Source organism: Myxococcus sp. CA033, assembly GCF_013336625.1.
GTDB classification, from domain to species: domain Bacteria; phylum Myxococcota; class Myxococcia; order Myxococcales; family Myxococcaceae; genus Myxococcus; species Myxococcus llanfairpwllgwyngyllgogerychwyrndrobwllllantysiliogogogochensis.
Genome location: NZ_JABUMU010000015.1, coordinates 133,275 through 153,228 on the forward strand (window position 1 = coordinate 133,275; position 19,954 = coordinate 153,228).

A 19,954-nucleotide genomic window follows, 5' to 3' on the forward strand; every position below is an offset into this window, starting at 1 on the left:
GTCAGCAATGACAACCCGGAAATGGTAGGGCCGAACCGTTGTTTCGTGCCCTACCTGATAAACCCTTGAAACCGGAGTGTTCGCTAACATACTGTGCGCATGCGTTCATGTTTCGCATGAGCGCACTCATTTTCACTTGAGGGGGACATATCCATGGCAGCAGACGCAGCGGCGAACGTTTCCGACGCTTTGGCTACAGTGGACAACATCGCCATCCAGGTCGAACAGGCGCTGTACAAACTGTATCTGGCCGTGAGCGGTACGGGATTCAAGAGCATCACCGACAAGATTTCCGTCATCTGGACGCCGGTACGCAATGTACTGAGCTCGGTGCTCAAACAAGTCGAAGGTCTCATCAAGCCGCTGATGGATCCGCAGGTCGTCACGTCCATCAAGGACGTGCTGGAAGCGGGCCGAGACCTGGTGAACTCCACGCTGGACCTGCTGCCTGACTCCGCGCGGAACCTGGCGCTGACGGGACAGCGCTTCCTGAACATCATCGTCGACTTCGTGGGCGCGGGTGTCGAGCACATCGTCGCCATCGTCGACCTGCTGCTCAACGTGGGCAAGGCCATCATCGGCGAACTCTCCACGCTGGCGGCCACCACCATCGCCGCGCTGCGCAAGACGGGTGTGCAGATTCCCGCCACCAATCCCTGATTCAACCCCTGTCGTCTGTCGCATCTCCTGGTGTGTCGCGGGCGTGATGGCTCGCCGCCAGGAATTCCAGCGTGTCGTCACGGCCCTGCGCACGCTTTTCTCAAATCAGTGTCTATGAATAGGACCGTCCCCCATCAGGGGTGGGCGCAAGCCCAGGCACGCGGTCCAGGGAACCTGCACCCGGAGCAGGGATTTCCACCCCCTCGCTGGCGAGGGTCGGGGAGCGTATGGCCACAGGTCTCATCATTCCTGGTGTCCAGGTCACGGTCGTCAAGGAAGTGTTGCCCCAACAGCTTGCACCGTCTGGGGTTCTTGGAATCACAGGCTTCTTGGAGTCAGCCAACGGCAAGGTCGTCCGAGCCAGCAGCTGGTCTCGCTTCCTGGAGGTGGCCGGGCGCGCGAGCGCCTACAGCCTCCCGGAGGCGCGCCAGGCGCTGGACAATGGCGTCTCCGAGCTGGTGATTTCCCCCCTGCCCGCCACCGCGGGCACCGCCGCGACGATCGCCGTCGCGGCCGACAACAGCAAATATCCGCCGGGGCACGTCGGCGATAAGTTTGGCGCCACCTTCATCGCGAGAGTCCCAGGCCTGTGGGCCAACGGAATCACGCTGAAGGTCACCTACCGTGACAACATCGACCTGTCGGTGTCGTTCGACCTGGAGGTCACCCACCCCTCCAGCGGCTCGGTGGAGGTGCTGCGCAACGTCAACTCCGCGTCGCTGACCTCGTCGCTGGACACGTCGTCGTTCATCCGCATCGACACGACGAAGGGCGTGGGCTGGCCCACCGCGGGCACGTACACGCTGGCCACGGGCAAGGACGCCACGCCGGACGACTACGCCACGGCGCTGGGCCGACTGAAGGACCAGCCGGACGTGGACCTGGTGCTGGCCGCGGTGCAGGACTTCTCCGACCGGACCAAGCTGACGCGCATCTACGGCGACGTCATCAGCCACTGCAACACGCTGAGCAGCGAGAGCAAGGGCCGCCTCGGCTTCGGACAGGTTCCTCCCGCCGGGACGATGGCGGAGAACACGCAGCTCGCCGCCAACCTGGTCAGCGACCGGTTCGTGCTCGTCGCGCCTCACGGCACGGTGGGCGCGGTCGCCGGCATGGTGGGGAGCCTGGCGCCGCACCAGTCCCCCACGTTCAAGCGCGTCTCCGGACTGAACGAACTGCTGGTGGGCGTGGAGGACCAGAAGGCGCTGTTGCGTGCCTTCGTCGTCCCCGTCGTCACCGAGCGCGGTCGGGGCACCATCGTCGTGCGTGGCCTGACGACGGACGGAGATCAGATCAACGTCCGCCGCGTCGCGGACCGCGCGGTGCGCACGCTGAAGATGGTGGGCGACCTGTTCATCGGGTTGCTCAACAACGCCGACGGGCGCAGCGCCCTGAAGCAGAAGCTGGTGGAGGCGCTGGTGCAGATGCAGAAGGACGGCGCCATCGTCCCCTCCACCGACGGGAAGGATCCCGCCTTCAAGGTGGAGGTCTATTCCTCGCAGGCGGACTTCGCGCTCGGAATCGTCAGGGTCAACATGGCCGTCAGACCCGTCCGCGCCATCGACTACATCTACGCGACCATCACGGTCCAGGTCTGATGAAGGAACGCACCGATGCCAACGGTATTCTCAGCCAACCGTAGCAGCATCCTCGTCGACGGAGAGGCCGTGGACGGCCTCCAATCCATCGCATTCCGAGTGGTCACCGAGCGCGAGGACATTCGCGCCATCGGGTCCAACGAGCGCGTCGACGTCATCTTCGGCCTGCGCACCGTCATCGGTGAGCTGGTCATCCGCTCCGCGGCCGTGAAGCTGGACACCCTGCTCTCCGAGCGCGGCAAGTTCCAGCTCGTGGCGAACCTCAAGCGCACCGAGGGCACGGACGACACGCGCACCCTGTCCTTCGACGACTGCTTCGTCGAGGGCAAGTCCTTCCAGATGGACGCGCACGGCAGCGCCGCCACGACGTACGCCTTCACGGCGACCCGCATCCGCGAGGAATAGTCCGTGAGGGAGTCGCCCGCCAGCTCACGCACGGAGTCCGGTGCGGCGCCGATCTCCCTGGAGATCGACGGCCGGACCTTCCACCTCCACCCAGGAGTCAACTCCGGGGCCCTGGAGGTGGAGTGCTCCACCGGCGAACGTCTCGCGCTCCATCCGTGGAGCTTCGAGGCGCACCTGCGGGCGCTCGACCTTCATGCGCGGCTCGATGGCGCGGGACTGGCCTTCGACGCCGACGGTTTCGCCGCCGACGTGCTGCGGAACTCAGGGGTGCCGGAGTCGCTCCACGCGGAGCTGGCGCCCCTCGCGTTGTGGTGGGCCTCGGGCGGGGCACAGGAGCCTTCGCCCGGGACGCTTCCACCGGGCTGGGTGCAGGCGGGAGCGGTGCGTGTCCGACTGCGGCCCTGGACGTTCTCCGAGCGCTCCCGGGCGCTTGAGGAGAGCCTGACGTCGCAGCCCGATGGCTCGAGGGAACTCAGCCTGGAGCGCTACCTGCGCTCGATGCTCTCCAGCTCCGTCGTGGAGCACTTTCCCACGGCGCCCCTGGAGAAACTGGATGGGGCTAGCACCGCCGCGCTGCTGGACGCCGTGGTCGCGCTCAACGCGGGGGACGAGCGCGATGAAGACCGCACGATGCGTGCCTCGGGCAAACAAGCCCGGGTCCTCGCGGAAGTGACGTTGAAGCTCTGTCGTGCCCTGGGGTGGACACCTTCCCAGGTCTGGGCAACCCCCGCCGCCGAGGTGGACCGGCTGCTCGCGATGTTGCAGCTCACGGAGCCTGGTGCTCCCGCCCCGGCCCCGACTTCGCGGCCGAGGAGACTCTCCGACTTTCCCGACGCGGTGGTCATTCAGGTGGAGGACGACTGATGCGCACGACGTTCACCACCACCGAGCTCACCGCGCGACTGGCCCGCCCGGCGTTTCGAGCACTCGAAGGTGTCGCCCGACAGCTCGGCGTCAAGCTTGCTCCTCATGCTTCAGAGCAAGGCGAGCCTTCACCTGACGAGGCGTCAGCGCCGACCTCGGGCAGCGATGCGACCACCGTGCGTCCCAGAGTGGAGGCACCGGCGACGGCTCGGCCCACCGGTCTCCTCTCGCCTTCACGCTCCAGCGGCGAGGTGGATGCAGCTCCGGGTCCTCATGGACAGCGCCCCTCCGGGCCTCTCGTCGCTCGACCTGAGCCCATCAGCGTCCCTTCGGCCCCTATCGCTCCCCGGTCCGTCGCGCCCTCGCGGCCCGCGGTGACGCCGGTCTCCGCTTCCGAGGTCTCGAGGTCCGTGAGTCGTGCGCCCACGTCCGATGAGGGTCATTCCTCCTCTCCGGCGCACGACCTGCCTTCGTCCGGGAAGCGCGCCGGTGTTCCCCTCGCGAGCGACGCGCGAGTCTCCGAGATGGCTCCCGGCGACGACACGCACTCGGTGAACTCCGGTGCGAGCCACCCGGTGAGGTTCGACGCAGCCACACTCCACGCGGGCGCATCGACTTCGTTGCCCTCGGAGTTCTCGGCGGGTCCGTCGAAGCGCTCGGGCATGGGGGACAGGAGCACGGACGAAGCGCCTGTCGCGGCGCGGACTCCGAGCGATGGCGTCGAATCAACAGCCAGCTCGTCCCCCCTGAGTGCCCCTCCGGAGTCGCTCGCCACGAGCAGCGATTCGTCCGAGGGACTCCGCGTCTCCATCAAGGCCACCGAGCCCCGGTCGCCCAAGCGACAGGTCGTGCGACTCATGCGACCGATGCCGCTCCCCGCCGAGACCTCGGCGAGCGAGAGCGTCCCCACGCTCCAGCGCGCCAGTCCCCTGCCCGCACGCGGCGAAGATGCTTCCTCGAACGTGCCGCCCGCGGCTCACAAAGTGACAGCGGACGCACCTCGCTACGAGGCGAGCACTCCGGTCGGGGTCACCCCGCGTCCCCCCTCCGCACCCGTCGAGGCTCACACGAGCCTCCCGTCCGCGCCGCCCGTCATGCGCGTGCTGTCATCGACTCCCGCCGCGTTCCGGGCGCCAGGGTCAGTCGCGCAGTCCACGCCCGTGGTGCGTCCCGCCGCGCCCGCCGTCTCACGACCCAGGTCCCGCCTCACCTTCCTTCCGCCCACGGAAGCCGAGCCCGTGGATCCTCCGTCGTCGCCCGAGCCGGAGCGCGCGGTGCCACCGGCCGCGCTGGCCACATCCCAGGTCGTGCGCCAGGTGAGCCAGGGTCTGACGCCCGTCCTGGAGCGAGCCCAGCAAGTCACCCACGAGGCCCTTACCGTCGAGCGCTCCTCGCGTCCCGCCTCGACTCCCGCCGTGGACTCCGGTGCGAACGCGGCGGTTCGCAACACGTTCAACGTGAACGTGCAGTTGGGCACGGAGACGGCGACGGCCGGCATGGACCGGCGCACGCTGGAAGACGCGCTGGTGGACATCCTTCGCGAGACGGCACGCCGTCACGGACTGGAGGTCTGAGCCCATGGCAGGCATCGGATACTCCGTGACGATTGGCTCCCTCCGGGCTTCCAACAAGGCCCGCCAGGGACAGGCCTTCATCCGCTCCATCACCAGCGAGCTGACCATGGACGGCGCGGGCGGCCGGTGCACCGTGGAGCTCGTGCCCTCCGACGCGGCGCTCCCTCCTCCCGGAGAAACCACCACCATCGCCCTGGATGGCGGCGATGGCGCGGTCACCGTCTTCACCGGCCTGGTGCTGGAAGCCCGCGCCGCGCCGGACACGTCCATCGTCATCGGCGGAGATGCCCTGGCGAAGCTCGCGCGGCTCGACGTGTCGGGCGCCTACGAGCAGATGTCAGCGGGCTCCATCGTCCGTGAGCTGGTGAAGAAGGCGGGCGGCACGCCGGGCACCGTCGACGACGGCCCGACATTCCCCAGCTACGTGCTGCACCGCGGGCCTCGCGCCCTGCGGCACATCCTCCAGCTCGGAGAGCAGTGCGGCTTCGATGTCTTCACCGACGGCGAGGGGAAGGTGTACTTCACGGCGCCGAAGCAGGGCGGCGCGGACCACACGTTCGCCTACGACGCCCAGGTGCTGCGCACGCAACTGGGCAAGCCGCTCCCCGCCATCGACGGCTTCGAGGTCTGGGGCGAAGGCGCGGCCAGCTCACAGGGCGAGAAGAAGGCGCACTGGCTGGTGGACGACCTGGCTTCCGTCCATGGCAAGGCCGCGCTGGGCACCAGCGGCAAGGTGCAGGCGGGTTCCACGGGAAAGAGCTCGCGCGAAGTGAAGGACGGCTCGGTCCGCGCGGGCGCCGACGCGTCCGATCAGGCCAAGGCCCGCGTGGGCGCGCTGGCCGCCCGTCCGCTGCACGGCTTCATCGAGGTGCTGGGAGCGCCCGCCGTGAAGCCTGGAGACTTGATCAAGGTGGACGACATCCCGGAGGGCCATCCCGTGGAGGCCCTGCTGTCCGGGAAGGTGCTTCGCGTCCGCTCGGTGCGTCACACCCTGAATGCCCGCACGGGCTTCACCACCCGGATGGAACTCTGACATGCCCGTCCGCATCGGAAAAATCGAGCTCATCGGGCTCACGCAGATCTACACCGAGGACGCGCGCAACCTCGTGCAGCAGCGCGTGCCCGGTCAGTCCGGCTCCGTCTTCCAGGACCTGGGCCGTGAGCCCGTCACCGTCGTCATGGAAGGACTCCTCCTCGGCGAGGACCCGCAAGCGGCGCTGGAGGAACTGCGACAAGCACAGATGAAGGCGACGCCGATGTCGTTCGCCTCGGACGCCATCGCCGGAGCGGACCTCACCGACGTCCTCATCGCGGACTTCCAGGTCCGCCAGCTCGCGGGACACCAGAACCGCTTCAGCTTCTTCCTGCGCGTCAAGGAGTACGTCGAGCCCCCCGCCACCCAGGACGCGGGCGTCGGCGCGGTGAACGACGCGGTGGCCGACGACGCTCAGTCCTGGGCCCAGGGCTCCACGGACGCCGCGGGCGTGCTCCAGAACCCCGAGTCGCTGATGGACGCCGTCGACGCGAACCCGGACCTGCTCGGCCACCTGTCTCCGGACGAGCTGGGCTCGGTGGTCAACGGCACGAAGGGCTCGCTGACGGGGAAGAACTTCGGAAGCCTGCTGGGCGCGCTCGGCAAGGTGAACCCCGGCGCCATCATCGGATTCGTGCAGTCGCTCAGCCAGGCCGGAAGCCTGGGCGAGTTCATCGAGAAGCTCGCCACCGAGGGCATCAACATCCTGGAGCAGATGACCGGGCTGGACCTGGGCGCCGCGCTCGACATCGTCAAGGGCATCGCGGGCGCCGGGGACTTCCTCGCGAAGCTCCAGGCCGTGGGCAAGGAAGCCGGCGCACTGGGCGCGGCCATCGGCGGGTTCGATCCGCTCGGACCCTTCAAGGACCTGGAGAACCTTCCGTGAGCACGACCGCCGATATCGTCGACAGCATCACCCGACTCGTCATCGCCGTGGACAACCTGCTCAAGACGGACACGGTGAACGCCATCGTCAGCCTGGTGCGCAGGTTCGGCATCGGCGCCCCCGTGAAGGTGGGCATCGACGCGCTGGGCAATGCACTGAACCTCATCATCGGGTGGATCGCCAAGCTGGAGCAGGTCGCGGCCATCCCCGAGCTGCTGGAGAAACTGGACCCCGCGCTGGAGGGCCTGAAGGCCATTGGCGACAAGTCCGAGCAGGAGATGCGCGACATGGGCATGGAGGCGCTCGCCCCGCTCGCCGGCGCGGCCCACGCGGCGCACCTGGTCCTGGAGAAGATTCGCGCCGGCGCCGTCGTCATCCTCCAGGGCTATCTGCCCAAGCAGTCCCTGACGTCCCTTCGCGAGTCCGTCATCGGCGTCAAGGCGACGCTCAAGGCGCTCGGTGAGGCGCTGCTCGCCGCGCCGCCGCCCACGACACCCGCTCCCTCGCTGGGTGCTGGCAGCATGCCGCTGCTCGCGGGAGGCACGACGTGAGCGACCTGGTCACCATCATCCGCTCCATCATCCGGGACGAGCTGGCGTCGTTGCGCCTGGGCGACCTGGGAGTGGTGACGAGCGCCTTCCCGCACGCGGACGGCGACGCGAACAACCACGAGTGCCACGTGAAGCTGCGCGAGAGCGGCCTGGAGCTGCGCCGCGTCCCCATCGCCACGCCGCACATCGGCATGGTGAGCGCGCCGCACGCCGGAGACCTCGTCGTCATCACCTACCTCAACGGCGACCCCAATCGCCCCGTCATCACCGGACGCCTGTACTCGGACAAGCTCAACCCGCCCATTCACGAAGCGGACGAGTGGCGCGTCGTCTCGCCACCGGGTGGCAAGACGTCCATCGCCATCGACCAGGAGCAGTCGGTGGTCATCACCGCCGGCGAGACGGTGGTGACGGTGAAGCAGGACGACGTCATCACCATCAAGGGCAAGACGGACCTGTCGCTGGAGGTGGAAGGCAACGTGCAGCTCAAGTGCACGGACTGCACGGTGGACGCGTCCGGGAAGATCGACCTGGGCAAGGGAGGCAGTGGCGTCATCACCGAGATGAGCCACAAGTGCTACTTCACCGGCGCTCCGCTCAAGGGCTCCAAGGACGTGAAGGCCAAGTAGCCATGCCTGCACCGAGCGGAAGCGAAATAGGCGCCCTGGCGAAGAGCGCGATGCAGTCCGCGAGCCTCCGGGGAGAGAACGCTCCGGACCTGGCCACCGCGCTCGGTGACGCCTGCGGCCAGGCCTTCACGCTCTTCGCCTCCATGGCCATGGTGACGCCGGGAATCCCCGCCGCCGCGCCGCCGCCACCGGGCGCGGGCAGCACCGCGGGGCCCGGGATGATGCTGCCACCGCCGGCAGGGGGCCCCGGCGCGTCGCAGATAGAGCCCATCGCCAAGGGCCTGCTCGCGTCGAACAAGATCAACGGCGAGCAGCGGGACGCGCTGGCGAAGGCGATTGCCCAGACAGTGGAGCAGGCCCTCATCCTCTTCACCGTCCAGGTGATGGTGGCGCCGGGAATCGCCATCGCGGGCTTCGTGACGTCGTCGCCCGGCAGTCTCATGGGCGCCGCTCCCGCGAAGCCGATGCTCCAGCCGATTGCATTGGGCTTCCTCATGGCCGGTGGCATCCGGGGCGAGAACGCGCCGGACCTCGCGGGCGCCATGGCCGAGACGCTGTCCAACGCGCTCACACAGATGATGACGCGCCTCAAGGTCTCCCCGGGCATTCCCAGCTCGCCCGGGGCGACGGCGGGCCCGGGGAGGTTGCTCTGATGGCGGACGAGCTCAAGACGGACCTGCGCCTGAAGTTCAACGAATCGGGCGGCGTGGACCTGGACTGGTCCACGGACGACGGCGCCACCACGGTGAGCGGCAAGGACAACCTCATCCAGGCCCTGACGATGCGGCTCATCGTCTACCGGGGACACCTGGAGCAGTTGGGCCACCAGCGCTACGGCAGCCGCGTGGCGGACCTCATCGGCGAGCCGTTGGATCGCGCCAATCTGGACCTGCTGCGCCGCTACGTGCGGCAGGCCATCAAGGAAGACCCGCGCGTGGACGAGGTGACGCAGTTGAGCGTCACGGCCCGGGCGGATGTGCCGGGCGCGGTGGATGTGCGAGCCCGCATCAAGGCCATCAGCGGTGAAGCGGTGGAGCTGGGATTGGCGCTCGACCTGGGTTGAGCGCGGCGGCGTGGGCAACGGGTACGGACACGACTTCGGGAGAGCGTGATGAACGGCAAGGAAAAGCAGGGCATGAACGGAGTGCTGACCCTCGAGCTGCTCAACCTGGATGGCTCCCTGATGGAGCGGCGCCGGGTCCCCAACCTCATCACCACCGCGGGCAAGCGGTTGGTGGCGGAGCTGCTGATGGGCCGGGTCAACGGGCTGCCCGTCAAATGGTCCATCGTCGTGGGCACTGGCACCGAGGCGCCAGTGCCCGGGGACACCGTGCTGAAGGGCCCGGCGGCCGAGGCCGAGGACCCCGCGCCCAAGGTGGAGGTCATCGACCCGGGTGACGGCTCCAGCCTGGTGCGCGCCCTCGTGACGGCCACCCTGCCCGCCATCACCGACGCCACGGTGCAGCCGCTCACCGAGGCCGGCATTCAAGTCACCCTGGGGGAGACCACGAAGATCCTCTTCAACCGGGTCCGCTTCGAGGAGGTCAATCGCGGCTCCAACATGGTCATGAAGATGATGTGGGAGATCTCCTTTTGAGCCTCATCCCTCCCGAGACAACCACCTTCAGCGCCATCGTCGAACGGCTGCTGAAGAACATGGGGCCGGGAACGGACCCCAACGCCGGTGGCATGGCGCGAACCCTGGCCGAAGCCTACGCACGGGAGATGGCGACCTTCTACGCCATGATGGAGCTGGCCCATCGCTCCGGCTACCTCGACACGGCGGAAGGCGCCGCGCTGGACAACGTCGTCGCCGTGCTGGGCCTGAAGCGCGCACGCGCAGGTCGCCTCACCGGCGAGGTGGAGCTCAGCCGCGCCGCCCCCGCGCCGGAGGACATCGGCATTCCCGCGGGACGGCAGTTGACGGGCCTGGCGGCGGACGGCAAGCCGCTCCCCCTCTTCGAGACGCTCGAGGACGCCACCCTGCGCAAGGGCGACACGCGCGTCCTCATTCCCGTGCAGGAGATCCAGGACGACGCCGGGGCCGCGGCCGAGGCGCCTCCCGTCATCAACCCCTTCCGGCTGACGCTGATGCCCAGGCCCATCCTGGGGATCGAGGCCGTCACCAATCCGGCCCCCCTGCGGCGCGGCTCGGATGATGAGACGGACGAGAACCTCCGCGCGCGCGCTCGCACCGCGCTGCGGGATGGCGAGAAGGGCACGCTGGAGTCCATCGCCGCCGCCGTGCGCCAGCAGGGCGTGCAGCAAGTCACGGTGAGGGAGCCCGCCGACGCGCCTCCGGGCGTCGTCGATGTCCTCGTCGGCGACACCGACTTCGAGTCGGACGTCGAGGGCGTGGTCCGCGTCGAGTCCGCCATCCGGGAGACGAAGGCCGCCGGCATCCACGTCCGGCTCCGCTACGCGAAGACCGTCTTCTTCCAGGTGGACTTCCAGGTGGAGCCCACCAACCCGGAGATGGACGAGGTGACGTTCGACCGGCTCCGCCGGGAGCTCCAGCAGACGCTCGCGCTCCACATGAACGAGCTGCCCGTGGGCGCGCCCGTGAGTCGCCGCAAGCTGGAGGCCCTGCTCTTCGGCAACCCCGCGGTGCGCAGGGTGAACGAGCTGTCCGTGGAGACGTATGTCTGGGGCACCGACCCCGGACCTCCCATCAAGAAGGTCCTCGTGAAGGAGACGGCGGGCCGACTGTATGGCGCCAACCGCGACTGGAAGCTGGAGCCCCTGGAGGCCGCGCGCATCGACCTGGAGCTCAAGCCGCCGCGCATCACCCGCCTGCGCGCGCCGACGTGGCGGCTGGACCTGGTCGTCTCGCTGTCCAGTGGCGAGGCGCGCACGGCCGAGCAGGTGCGCGAGGCACTGCGAGGCGCCCTGGACGTGTACGCGGCGCGGCTCTCCGAGGACGCACAGATGGGTCGCGAGGCGAAGCTCACCTTCGACTCCCTGCAGCAGAGCCTGAAGACGCAGGCGCGCATCGAAGCGCTGCTGGGCTGCGACGTCACCCTGGAGACCGGAATCACCGCGACGCTCGTCCTGGCGACGAATCCCGCCCATGTCGTGCCCGCCCAGGTCACCCAGCTCCTGGTGCGAGCCGACGTCCGGCTGCAGTTCGGCGGGGCAGAGCTGGTGGGTGTCGGATGAGCGCGGACCAACGCAGACGTCGCATGGTGGGCTACCTGCCGCCCGTTCTGCAGTCCGGAACGAAGCTCAACCTCTTCTTCTCCACGCTCGCCCAGGAGCTGGAGCAGATGGAGGGAGGCCTGACGCGGCTGATGCGTTCCCGCTGGCACGCGCTCGCGCGGGGCTTTCCCGTCGAGGAGTCGCTGGCGAACAAGGCGGACTCGGAGCTGGGGCAGCTCGCCGCGCTCTACAACCTGCTGCCTCGCCGGGGAGAGTCCGCCGACTACCTCCGCCAGCGCGTCGCCACCGTGGTGGAGCTGCACCGCACCGGCATGGCCTCCGCGCGCGCGCTGCTCCGGCTCGTGTCCCTGGTCTACATGGCACGGCAGCCGCCGGTGATTACCTGGGAGGGGAAGCTCGCGGTCGGCCTCTTCTCCGTGCCGCGCACGGATGGCACCTACCGGACCATTCGCGTCGAACTGGAGGACAATCCCCCGACGCCTTCGAGCGCGAGCTTCCGCAACGTGAGCGGGGGCCAGCGACTGATCGCCACGAACGGAGGGCTCCACGTCGCATCGCCGGCCATCTCCCTCAAGGCGACGGAGAAGGAGATCGCCGTGCCCGTCTTCCGCCACGAGCAGTCCGGGCTGGACCTCATCTTCCTGGGCCGGGTTCCCCTGAACTCCACGCTGACCTTGCGCGACGAGCGAGCCGCCTTCATCGACGGCATTCCCGTGGACCCCGTGAAGAACCCCGTCATCCGGACGCACCCCACCCGCTTCTCCGCCCTGACGGACCCGGGCGTCCTCACGCGCTTCGATGCGCCCGAGTCCCGCTTCTCCGTGTTCGAGGAGGACCAGCACGTCCCCGACCTGGCGCTGGGCGAGAACCACTGGCGCTACGACACGCTGGATCAACAACAGGTCCACTCCTACCTCACGAGCTGGTCCCAGACACGACGGGACGCCGCCGTGGCGTGGGCCCTGCCCGTGCGAGCCACGCCGCGCGCGGACGTGCGCCTCGACTGGACGGAGATAACGCCCGCGACCTGCACGCTGACCATCCCCGTCGACTACATCCCGCCGCACCTTCAGGTGCCCAACGAGGACCAGGTGGTGCCCGGGCTGCCTGGGTTGGTGAAGGAGTTGATGCGCGCGCTGGAGTACGGCCGCTGCGCCGGCGTGCGCACGCGCATCGAGTTCACGCTGCCCCTGCCTCCGGAGGCGCTCGTCGCCAGCGAGGGACCGCTCCGGATGGAGGTCGACACGTCCCTGACCGAGAAGCTGGAGCCGAAGGACGCGCTGACCTCGTTCGGTTCCACCATCGAGTTGCACGAACAGTTCCCAGATCCCCAGGAGAAGCTCGCCTGGGACGGCGTCTTCTCCGCGACCCGCTTCGATACCTCGAGGTTCCAGTCATGAGTGATCCCTTCTACACCGCGAAGTCCGGTGACCCCATCCTGGCGGACACCTGGAACAACATGCAGATCAAGACGCGGGATGAGATCCGCGCCCACACCCACCATGGCTCCGACGACGGCCGGCAACTGGATGGCGAAAGCATCTCCGCCACCGCCGTGCTGAAGGTGAGCCGGGTGGACGCCACCGTGTCGATGTCGGTGGGCGGCGTGGACCTGGCCACCCGGCTGAGCACCCTGGACACCCAGAAGCTGTCCATCGGCGGTGGCAACCTCACGGGCCCGCTGTCTGTCGCGACGGCCAACGTGGGCATCGGAGCGGCGGCGGGGACCAAGCGACTGCTCGTCGTGGCGCCGGGCAGTGGCAACCAGAACGCCCCCCTGGAGCTGCGGAGCGGTGGCGATACGGGCTGGGGCATTGGAGCCGTCATCCGGACCACCGGCGGCACGGAGGGCGCGGGGCTGGTGCTGAGAAGCCGCGCCAAGAGCTGGCAGCTCCGCGGTGAGCAGGGCGCCACCGCCACCGGCCTGCAGATCACCGAGGACGGAGGCGACGCGGACACGGGCTCGGGCCTGGGCACGCCGCGCATCCACATCAAGTCCGGCGGCAGCGTGGGCCTCAACACGACGGACCCGCAGGGCGCGCTGGACATCCGCCTCTCGGGGGCCGCCGCCGGGTTCGACAGGTTCGTGGTGAACACGACGACGGACTGGGGCAGCGGCACGGCGCAGGTGACCATCGGCGCCGGCGGTGGCGCGGGCCTGATGATCAACAACCCCCACGTCATCTGGCACAAGACGGAGAACCGCGCGTCCATCCGCTACGGCCTGAGCGGCGGCGTCGCCACGGGCCTGTTCTGGGACGTGGGCGCCCGGGTTGGCAACGCATTCTCCTTCACGGTGAATGGCACCCAGACGATGTGGATGGGCGCGGACGGCAGCGTCGGCATCGGCACGGTGACGCCGGGCGCGCGGCTGGACATCCAGGGCGGCGGCCTGCGCGTCAGCGGCGCCATCATGCCCTCCATCGGCAACGCGTCCGGCAATGGCATCCAGTTCCCCGAGGACTCGTGGGGTGGCACCGGAGACGCGGCCTTCATCCGCTACTACCGCGTGCCCAACCCGCTGCCCGGTGAAGAGGAGAACGGCCGTCTGGTCATCGCCTGCACGAACGAGCCGGGCGACTCCATCATCTTCCACCAGGCCGGCGCCGAGCGGCTGACGCTCGTCAATGGGTTCATTGGCATGGGGACGCCCCGCCCGTCCACGCCCTTGCACGTCGTCCAGCAGGCGGCCAACGCGGGCCTGCGCATCCAGGAGAACACGTCTGGCCGCTTCATGGACCTCTGCTACGAGGGCCAGGGCACCTTCCACCTGTTCCACAGCAACGGCAACGGCCAGTGGATGCAGCAGGACGGCATCTGGCGCGGCCCCTCGGACGCGTCGCTGAAGGACAACATCACCTCGCTCCAGGACATCCTCCCGCGAGTGCTGGCGCTCAGGCCCGTGAGCTTCAACTGGAAGAACACCGGTGACCTCAATCTGGGCCTGGTGGCGCAGGAAGTGGAGACCGTCTTCCCGGAGCTCGTCAGCGAGCTGAAGCTCGAATCCGCGGGCGGCAAGGTCATCAAGGGATTGGCACACCAGGCCTTCAGCGTGCTCGCCATCGCGGCCCTCAAGGAACTCAAGCAGCAATACGACGAACGATTGGCGGCGCTCGAGCAGCGTCTCCAGAACCAGGAGCTGAAGTCATGATGGATGCCATCGAGAAGCGCCTCGCGGACCTCCGGGCCGAGCACGAAGCAGGTCAGAAGATGATGGCGGAGCTGGAGGCGAAGCGCTCGCATCTGGTGCAGACGATGCTTCGCATCGAGGGCGCCATGCAGGTGCTCCAGGAGCTGCTGCCCGCGAAGGCCGAGGGCGGCACCGCCACCGTGACGGACATCAAGGAAGCCGCTCGCTGATTCCCCGCACGACGTCAGGACTCCGCCATGAGTGATACGCGCGTCGGCGCCACGCTGACCTATACCGGGACGGCCACGCCTCCCACGGCCGCACAGATTCCGGTGGACACCGCCGGTCTCGTCGTCGCCCTGGAAGTGCCGGCGGGCGTGGCGTTGGTGCGCGCGGCACTCACCGTCCGCGCGCCGTCGGATGACGTAACGGTGAACCTGTCGCCCACCGCCACGCTGGCCACCAGCGGGGGGCAGACCGTCCTGGACCCCGCGCAGCCCATCACCTGGCTCAGCCTGGACTGGGGGGCGCGTCGTCCCCTGTCCTCCGTGGACGTGCGGCTGCCGACCTCTCCCACGCAGACGGAGAAGAAGGGACGCCTGAGCGTCGCGGAGGGCGGCGCCTGGTATCCCCCGACGCCGTCGGACACGGTGTCGGTGAACGCCGTGGCGCCAGCGCCACTGCCGGGCATCCTCGCCAGCCGCTTGCTGGTGGAGTTCGTGGAGGCGAGCAGCGCGCCGCCTCCGGTGGGGACTCCGAAGACGCTGGCGGCGACCCAGGTGGCGAGCATCGCCCTGCGCGCGCCCGCGCGGCCTCCCGACCTCACCGCGACCGTGGGCGTAGGCGCGGGCGCGCTGTTCTTCCACCATGCGCTGCCCCTGCTGCCCCGGCAGGAGCTGGTGCTGGAGGATGCGTTGAGCGACGCGCTCCAGCGCGCGTGGCCGGTGGACCTCAAGTCCGGCGCGGTGGCGGTGGCGCTGCGCTCGTCGGGGCTGGGCATGTTCGACCGCGTCCAGCTCGTCATGGACACGCTGGAGGTCATCCAGCGCTGGAGCGACGGCGCGGAGAGCCAGACGCTGGCGGTGAACACGGACAGCAGCGTGTCCGCGCGAGTCACCGTGCCCAGGGACCGCGCGCTCTCCGAGGTGCGGTTCCACATCCAGCATCAACTGCACGATGAGGACCTTCCCCTCGCGCCGCGCCCGCCCTCGATGCCCGCGCTGTCTCACCACTGCGGCTCCGGGTACTCCGCCGCGCAGGCTTTCCGTGCGACGCGCGCCACGGGCCCGCTCGCGGCCCTGGACCTCCACTTGCGGCCGCTGACCCGGCGCGTGGTGGGAACCCTCGCCTTTCATGCCGACGTGCATGACCGGCCCGATGATGCGCCCCTGGCTGGCGGTTCCATTCCCCTGCTGCTGGAGCAGGAGGGTTCGGCTCCGTGGGCCTCGCGCTGGGTCGCCTTCACTCCTGGCAAGCCGCTCGCGCTCGGAACGGGCCCGTGGTGGGCCGTCCTCACGGTGGACGAAGGAGATGTCCTCTGGAGCCTCACGGACCATGCGGAGACCGCTCCCACGCCGGGCGCGTTGACGCCTGGCACCGCGCTGCATCGCACCGAGGCCATGGGCCCGTGGCTGCCTCGGGAGAATGGCCTTCCGGGAGCGGAAGAGGACGCGGAGGCGCTCTGGGCATGCTCGCGTCCACGCCTGCGTCCACTCACCGCCGTGCCTCCGCTCCCGCCCCGTCTTCAGCTCCGCTGGGGCACGAAGGTGCTCGACGTGACGGCTCGCGAGGACGGTTCCGTCGCGCTGGATGCCAAGGCCCTGGCCACCCTCACGCCGCCCGGGGGCACCGGAAGCCCGCCGCCGCTGGAAGTCCTCGTCCAGTCGCGCGTGGCCGGTGACATCACCCTCTCCGGGCTCCAGGTGGTCATCCCCCAGCGGGAGACCTACGCACTCTTCCCGAGGTAGCGAGACCCCCACCCCATGCTCCTCGCCATCGAGTCCTACTTCCACGATGCCCTGCGCCCCGCCGTCCCCGAGACGGTGGAGGTCGCGACCGGCCCCTCACGAGGACCCGCCGCCGACGCGGAGGCGCTCGTCGAGGTCTATGCCTCCCGACTGAAGCTGGCGCTTCCGGAAGGCGATGACCTGGCGGCGCAACGACAGCCGTCCTATTTCGCCCAGGTGCACCGCTGGGCGGGCAACGGGACGACGAAGGACTTCACGCTCCCCGCGATGGCGCGCGGACAGGTGAGCGAAGTGGAGTCACCGCCCGGGCACCCGCTGCGCAGGGGCGATGACTACACGCTCGAGGACACCACGCTGCGCCTCTACCGCGCGCCCGCCGTGGCCAACGAGGCCGTGGTCGCCTTCCTGCGAGGAGACCGCGCCGACGGCTTCCTGGAGCGGCGCCGGTGTGAGCTGTCGCTGTCCATCCGCGCCTGGGTGAAGGCCCCGGGCAACGCCGCGCCGCTGCTCTCACGTGCCCTGGCCGCTGCATTGGCCGCCTCCGCGGACATGGGGAACCTTGAGGACGAGGACACGTATCCCGACGAGTCGGGCGTGAGGCTGCGCCTGCTACAGCCCGCGGCGAGCCTCCTGGACATCCAGCGCGCCATGGAGCCCGTGGGTGAGACGTTCTTCAGCCGTGCTCAGGCGAACTTCATCGTCCGGGGAGAGCTGGAGCAGCTCATCTCACTGGGGACGCCGGAGCTGGAAGGCACCATCCTCGAGGTGCGGCGGGTGACGTAGCCGTCGGAGGCTGGCGCGTGGAGCCACCGCCGTACGACGGCCCGGCCCAGGGAATGCCTGGGCGGGCCGCTCTTGCTCAAGGACCTGCTACTCCGCTTCAACCGCGTCTACCGCGGGGCAGAAGCGAGCCATACAGGCATCCCAATCCGCGACGCATTCATCAGCCGGCCTGTTTTCAAGAAACAGGCAGCGGTTGTAGAGGCGGTCGCACACGCCCCCGCACGCAAGAGCCTCAACCGAGGGGTCCTGTTCCGCGTCAACGCCACCACAGCCCGACAGCAAGCCCACGGTCAGCAGCGCCTTGGTGATAAAGGACTTGATCCGCATGTACGCCTCCTCAAGCGCCTTTCTGGATTGAAAGACATTGCAAGAGTAGCACCTCCTCCCAGGGCAACCCGGTGCGAATCGGCTCCACGCCATCAACAACACCTTGCGTCATCGGGTGCTTGTGATTCAGAACCGACCCACCTTCTCGGCATGCTTTCGAAACCACGGGAGCCATCGCTGATTTCGAGGAGGGCGAGCACAGGCCGGCTGCCGACGGACGGGATTCGTCGAGAAGATGCGGCGCCACGTCCACACCTCGCGCCCAGCTGCCCCACCCGTGGTTCTTGTCGTCACGGCACGCGGTGATGCCTCGAAGGGAAAGCCAGACGACCTTCGCTACGTCGAACCCAGCCTCATGAGGACTTCGGCGACTTCATCCGGGTGTTCCTGATGCTCATCGATGAGGGTCTGGAAGCCACACTTTTCGAGGACGCGGATCGACGCGGCGTTGTGGAGAGCGACCCACGCATGAAGCGGCCGGGCGGGCACGAGCGCGAGAAACTCAGAGAGGGCCCGGGTGGCGATGCCTTTGCCCCAGTGCTCGCGCCCCACCCAATAGCCGATGAGGCGCTTTCCATCCTGTTCCCAACTGCCGATGTTCCCAACGACCACGCCACCCACAACGATGGTGCGGTTGACGTTTTCAGGGCGGAGAACATTCGTGCGCCAGTGAGACATGAACGCGTCGCGCTCCCGCGATGGAAACGCGGCCATGCGCAGCGCTTCCGGGTCGCACTGGTGCTCGAAGAAGATGGGAAGGTCCTCATCCGTGACGATGCGGAGAATCATTCTGAAACAGCTCCGTCCAGTCTGCGCCGCGAGGGACGTCGCGAGGCGAATGGTGGAGAGATTCTAGCTTTTTCGGGCATGACGAAGCGCGGGAATCTGGACCGGCGAGACACCCCAGGACCGCAAGGCACGCAGGAGCCCCATGCCGTTCGCCGAGGTCCCGCACGGACTGCGTCTTCACCCTGGGTTCATTCCACCTGTCGAATCCACTGACGCACGAGCGCCTCGAGCGCCTTGCGCTGGCTCCGCACGGACTTGAGCGTGACGAGACAGCGGTCTTTCGCGAGCCACCGGCAGAGTCCCTCCGGATCGTCGAGCTCGACTCCACTCTTCGCGCTCTGCTTCACCTTCGCGCCGGTGTGGAAGACGAGCTGCACGCGGTCCTCGGAGCGAAGGTGCACGGCCGCGAAGAACTCGGTGGTGCGGAAGCTCGCGGTGTTCCACTTCACCGCCTCGGAGATGGAGGGGTCGACACCGAGGATGAGCTTTCGGACCTGGTCGATGTCCTTGCGCAGCGGGTGCGCTCGCTCGTCGAGGAGCGCGGTGACCTCATTCGAGCCGTCTTGCGGGGGCGTCACAGCGCGCTTCGCGGCCATGGTCCTGTGTCTCCTCTCCGGCGATTGCGTCCCGGTGTCTACCATGACACGCCCCAACTCCGCAGGAACCGACAGTCCCTGAAGGGACAGGACTCACGAACGGTTCTGGCTTTGAAACCGTGGCTGGCAATGCGGACCACTTCGAGCGAGCACTCGCGGCGAAGCTCGTCAACACTCGCACCGTGATGGCGCTGACGACAGCCGTGCGCGCGGGAGAGGCCGCGATGCTGCGCTCGGATGAGACCGCGTATAAAGCAGCGCATGAGCAGACCCTGAAGGCATTGCGTGCGCTCTCGCCGGAGGAACTGCGCGCGGTCGAAAGCATCACCACGTCGATGCAAGTCCGTTGAGCCCCCCCGTAAGGGGCGCCGCTCCGCGCTTGTCGTCGACGTTGCATTCGACGCTTCCCTGCGATTGAAAGACGCATGGGCCGCCCCAGAACTCCGGGGCGGACCCAAGCCCTACGCACCCAACGTCCGCCTCAGGGGCAGTAGGTGCAGTAGAAGAAGCCGGAGTGCGAGGCGTACGGCCCATCCCCCGAGCCTGAACACTCCGTGGTGCAGTCATCGTTCGTATAGCAGGAGGCCACCAGCCCCTCCTCGCTGTAGGGGAGCGAGCTGTACCAGGCGCTGTACCGAGGGCGGTAGAGCTGCACACAGGCCTGGGCGGACACCTCCCCAGCGGTGCCTTCCGTGGGCGCGCCTTCCAGGACAGTCGACGGAACGGGCTGCTCCGAGAGCGGCGGGGACTCCCCGCCACACGCCATCAGGAAGCCCGCGGCCAGCACGGCGAAACCACTCAGGGTGCTCTTCATGGTGACACTCCTTCCAAAGGGAGGCCTGCAGGAGAGCACATTCCCTCGCGGACCTCGGTGCGAGGAAGCGCCCTCCTCCTCGGCCCGAGGCGTCACACCCGTCCGGGGCACCCAGGACCCTGTGGATCCCACGTAGTCATTGGGCGCCGCTCATCGGAGTGGACCGCGCGGCCAGTCCCCTTCCGCCAC

General features: G+C 68.5%; 24 protein-coding genes. 19 read left to right on the plus strand and 5 right to left on the minus strand.

The genetic code is table 11. The features are described from left to right. Positions 1–153 precede the first annotated feature (153 nt). The 4 genes from HUA78_RS29165 to HUA78_RS29180 all read left to right on the plus strand — a co-directional run bounded on the left by HUA78_RS29165 (position 154) and on the right by HUA78_RS29180 (position 3,527). The gene (locus tag HUA78_RS29165; RefSeq protein WP_141640603.1) at positions 154–660 is read left to right on the plus strand and encodes a hypothetical protein; all 507 of its coding nucleotides are present in this window, start codon (positions 154–156) and stop codon (positions 658–660) included. 329 nt (positions 661–989) lie between these two features. Continuing rightward, a complete protein-coding gene (locus HUA78_RS29170) occupies positions 990–2,258 on the plus strand; it encodes a phage tail sheath C-terminal domain-containing protein (RefSeq protein ID WP_246136933.1) in 1,269 nt (422 codons plus the stop codon). Between the two features lie 15 nt (positions 2,259–2,273). After that, positions 2,274–2,663 carry a hypothetical protein gene (locus HUA78_RS29175; protein WP_141640601.1) on the plus strand — a complete coding sequence of 130 codons (390 nt, stop codon included), beginning with the start codon at positions 2,274–2,276 and terminating at the stop codon, positions 2,661–2,663. A 3-nt stretch (positions 2,664–2,666) separates the two neighbouring features. Beyond that, complete coding sequence (locus tag HUA78_RS29180; protein WP_174477637.1) at positions 2,667–3,527, plus strand: hypothetical protein; 861 nt, start codon at positions 2,667–2,669, stop codon at positions 3,525–3,527. Positions 3,528–3,966: 439 nt separating this feature from the next. On the opposite strand, the gene HUA78_RS29185 is transcribed toward HUA78_RS29180, so the two are convergent. After that, positions 3,967–4,386, minus strand: coding sequence for a hypothetical protein (locus HUA78_RS29185; protein ID WP_174477638.1), 420 nt, complete (start codon positions 4,384–4,386; stop codon positions 3,967–3,969). 235 nt (positions 4,387–4,621) lie between these two features. Here HUA78_RS29185 and HUA78_RS29190 point away from each other — a divergent pair, with 235 nt between their 5' ends. The 14 genes from HUA78_RS29190 to HUA78_RS29255 are packed head-to-tail and all read left to right on the plus strand — an operon-like array spanning position 4,622 to position 17,239. Next, positions 4,622–5,101, plus strand: coding sequence for a hypothetical protein (locus HUA78_RS29190; RefSeq protein ID WP_174477639.1), 480 nt, complete (start codon positions 4,622–4,624; stop codon positions 5,099–5,101). Positions 5,102–5,105: 4 nt separating this feature from the next. Continuing rightward, on the plus strand, positions 5,106–6,134 hold the full coding sequence (locus tag HUA78_RS29195) for a hypothetical protein (protein WP_174477640.1): 1,029 nt from the start codon (positions 5,106–5,108) through the stop codon (positions 6,132–6,134). Between the two features lies 1 nt (position 6,135). After that, positions 6,136–7,020, plus strand: coding sequence for a hypothetical protein (locus tag HUA78_RS29200; protein ID WP_141640597.1), 885 nt, complete (start codon positions 6,136–6,138; stop codon positions 7,018–7,020). Then, positions 7,017–7,571: a hypothetical protein gene (locus HUA78_RS29205; RefSeq protein ID WP_174462133.1), complete on the plus strand. Its 555-nt coding sequence runs from the start codon at positions 7,017–7,019 to the stop codon at positions 7,569–7,571. Before HUA78_RS29200 ends, HUA78_RS29205 begins: the two co-directional genes overlap by 4 nt. Further along, positions 7,568–8,200 carry a phage baseplate assembly protein V gene (locus HUA78_RS29210; RefSeq protein ID WP_141640595.1) on the plus strand — a complete coding sequence of 211 codons (633 nt, stop codon included), beginning with the start codon at positions 7,568–7,570 and terminating at the stop codon, positions 8,198–8,200. The genes HUA78_RS29205 and HUA78_RS29210 overlap by 4 nt, the downstream gene beginning before the upstream one ends. Before the next feature lie 2 nt (positions 8,201–8,202). Further along, positions 8,203–8,853, plus strand: a complete 651-nt coding sequence (locus HUA78_RS29215; RefSeq protein ID WP_141640594.1) for a hypothetical protein — start codon at positions 8,203–8,205, stop codon at positions 8,851–8,853. Beyond that, the gene (locus HUA78_RS29220; protein ID WP_141640593.1) at positions 8,853–9,263 is read left to right on the plus strand and encodes a GPW/gp25 family protein; all 411 of its coding nucleotides are present in this window, start codon (positions 8,853–8,855) and stop codon (positions 9,261–9,263) included. Before HUA78_RS29215 ends, HUA78_RS29220 begins: the two co-directional genes overlap by 1 nt. Positions 9,264–9,311: 48 nt before the next feature. Next, positions 9,312–9,797: a hypothetical protein gene (locus HUA78_RS29225; RefSeq protein ID WP_141640592.1), complete on the plus strand. Its 486-nt coding sequence runs from the start codon at positions 9,312–9,314 to the stop codon at positions 9,795–9,797. Next, positions 9,794–11,359, plus strand: a complete 1,566-nt coding sequence (locus HUA78_RS29230; protein WP_141640591.1) for a baseplate J/gp47 family protein — start codon at positions 9,794–9,796, stop codon at positions 11,357–11,359. Before HUA78_RS29225 ends, HUA78_RS29230 begins: the two co-directional genes overlap by 4 nt. Next, positions 11,356–12,759, plus strand: a complete 1,404-nt coding sequence (locus HUA78_RS29235; protein WP_174462132.1) for a hypothetical protein — start codon at positions 11,356–11,358, stop codon at positions 12,757–12,759. The genes HUA78_RS29230 and HUA78_RS29235 overlap by 4 nt, the downstream gene beginning before the upstream one ends. Continuing rightward, entirely contained in the window at positions 12,756–14,510 is a 1,755-nt protein-coding gene (locus HUA78_RS29240) for a tail fiber domain-containing protein (RefSeq protein ID WP_174477641.1), read from the plus strand. The genes HUA78_RS29235 and HUA78_RS29240 overlap by 4 nt, the downstream gene beginning before the upstream one ends. Continuing rightward, positions 14,507–14,719 carry a hypothetical protein gene (locus HUA78_RS29245; RefSeq protein WP_141640590.1) on the plus strand — a complete coding sequence of 71 codons (213 nt, stop codon included), beginning with the start codon at positions 14,507–14,509 and terminating at the stop codon, positions 14,717–14,719. Before HUA78_RS29240 ends, HUA78_RS29245 begins: the two co-directional genes overlap by 4 nt. Positions 14,720–14,746: 27 nt before the next feature. Further along, the gene (locus HUA78_RS29250; RefSeq protein ID WP_174477642.1) at positions 14,747–16,456 is read left to right on the plus strand and encodes a hypothetical protein; all 1,710 of its coding nucleotides are present in this window, start codon (positions 14,747–14,749) and stop codon (positions 16,454–16,456) included. A gap of 15 nt (positions 16,457–16,471) precedes the next feature. Next, complete coding sequence (locus HUA78_RS29255; RefSeq protein ID WP_174477643.1) at positions 16,472–17,239, plus strand: hypothetical protein; 768 nt, start codon at positions 16,472–16,474, stop codon at positions 17,237–17,239. A gap of 87 nt (positions 17,240–17,326) precedes the next feature. Here HUA78_RS29255 and HUA78_RS29260 read toward each other — a convergent pair whose 3' ends face one another. The 3 genes from HUA78_RS29260 to HUA78_RS29270 form a co-directional block, all read right to left on the minus strand. After that, positions 17,327–17,566: a hypothetical protein gene (locus tag HUA78_RS29260; protein ID WP_174455369.1), complete on the minus strand. Its 240-nt coding sequence runs from the start codon at positions 17,564–17,566 to the stop codon at positions 17,327–17,329. Between the two features lie 336 nt (positions 17,567–17,902). Further along, the gene (locus HUA78_RS29265) at positions 17,903–18,355 is read right to left on the minus strand and encodes a GNAT family N-acetyltransferase (protein ID WP_174477644.1); all 453 of its coding nucleotides are present in this window, start codon (positions 18,353–18,355) and stop codon (positions 17,903–17,905) included. Between the two features lie 188 nt (positions 18,356–18,543). Next, complete coding sequence (locus HUA78_RS29270; protein ID WP_174477645.1) at positions 18,544–18,951, minus strand: DUF1801 domain-containing protein; 408 nt, start codon at positions 18,949–18,951, stop codon at positions 18,544–18,546. Between the two features lie 119 nt (positions 18,952–19,070). Here HUA78_RS29270 and HUA78_RS29275 point away from each other — a divergent pair, with 119 nt between their 5' ends. Continuing rightward, positions 19,071–19,301, plus strand: a complete 231-nt coding sequence (locus tag HUA78_RS29275; RefSeq protein WP_174477646.1) for a hypothetical protein — start codon at positions 19,071–19,073, stop codon at positions 19,299–19,301. Positions 19,302–19,432: 131 nt separating this feature from the next. Here HUA78_RS29275 and HUA78_RS29280 read toward each other — a convergent pair whose 3' ends face one another. Next, positions 19,433–19,765 (minus strand): hypothetical protein, encoded by a 333-nt coding sequence (locus HUA78_RS29280; protein ID WP_141640583.1) that lies wholly within the window; start codon positions 19,763–19,765, stop codon positions 19,433–19,435. Positions 19,766–19,954 lie beyond the last annotated feature (189 nt).

Bases quoted from the DNA above. Each gene is read 5' to 3' on its own strand.
- HUA78_RS29235 (WP_174462132.1), top strand. From the start codon at position 11,356: ATGAGCGCGGACCAACGCAGACGTCGCATGGTGGGCTACCTGCCGCCC.
- HUA78_RS29215 (WP_141640594.1), top strand. From the start codon at position 8,203: ATGCCTGCACCGAGCGGAAGCGAAATAGGCGCCCTGGCGAAGAGCGCG.
- HUA78_RS29190 (WP_174477639.1), top strand. From the start codon at position 4,622: ATGCGCGTGCTGTCATCGACTCCCGCCGCGTTCCGGGCGCCAGGGTCA.
- HUA78_RS29165 (WP_141640603.1), top strand. From the start codon at position 154: ATGGCAGCAGACGCAGCGGCGAACGTTTCCGACGCTTTGGCTACAGTG.
- HUA78_RS29250 (WP_174477642.1), top strand. From the start codon at position 14,747: ATGAGTGATACGCGCGTCGGCGCCACGCTGACCTATACCGGGACGGCC.
- HUA78_RS29200 (WP_141640597.1), top strand. From the start codon at position 6,136: ATGCCCGTCCGCATCGGAAAAATCGAGCTCATCGGGCTCACGCAGATC.
- HUA78_RS29220 (WP_141640593.1), top strand. From the start codon at position 8,853: ATGGCGGACGAGCTCAAGACGGACCTGCGCCTGAAGTTCAACGAATCG.
- HUA78_RS29195 (WP_174477640.1), top strand. From the start codon at position 5,106: ATGGCAGGCATCGGATACTCCGTGACGATTGGCTCCCTCCGGGCTTCC.
- HUA78_RS29260 (WP_174455369.1), bottom strand. From the start codon at position 17,566: ATGCGGATCAAGTCCTTTATCACCAAGGCGCTGCTGACCGTGGGCTTG.
- HUA78_RS29280 (WP_141640583.1), bottom strand. From the start codon at position 19,765: ATGAAGAGCACCCTGAGTGGTTTCGCCGTGCTGGCCGCGGGCTTCCTG.
- HUA78_RS29240 (WP_174477641.1), top strand. From the start codon at position 12,756: ATGAGTGATCCCTTCTACACCGCGAAGTCCGGTGACCCCATCCTGGCG.
- HUA78_RS29185 (WP_174477638.1), bottom strand. From the start codon at position 4,386: ATGAGTCGCACGACCTGTCGCTTGGGCGACCGGGGCTCGGTGGCCTTG.
- HUA78_RS29175 (WP_141640601.1), top strand. From the start codon at position 2,274: ATGCCAACGGTATTCTCAGCCAACCGTAGCAGCATCCTCGTCGACGGA.
- HUA78_RS29270 (WP_174477645.1), bottom strand. From the start codon at position 18,951: ATGGCCGCGAAGCGCGCTGTGACGCCCCCGCAAGACGGCTCGAATGAG.
- HUA78_RS29255 (WP_174477643.1), top strand. From the start codon at position 16,472: ATGCTCCTCGCCATCGAGTCCTACTTCCACGATGCCCTGCGCCCCGCC.
- HUA78_RS29245 (WP_141640590.1), top strand. From the start codon at position 14,507: ATGATGGATGCCATCGAGAAGCGCCTCGCGGACCTCCGGGCCGAGCAC.
- HUA78_RS29225 (WP_141640592.1), top strand. From the start codon at position 9,312: ATGAACGGCAAGGAAAAGCAGGGCATGAACGGAGTGCTGACCCTCGAG.
- HUA78_RS29265 (WP_174477644.1), bottom strand. From the start codon at position 18,355: ATGATTCTCCGCATCGTCACGGATGAGGACCTTCCCATCTTCTTCGAG.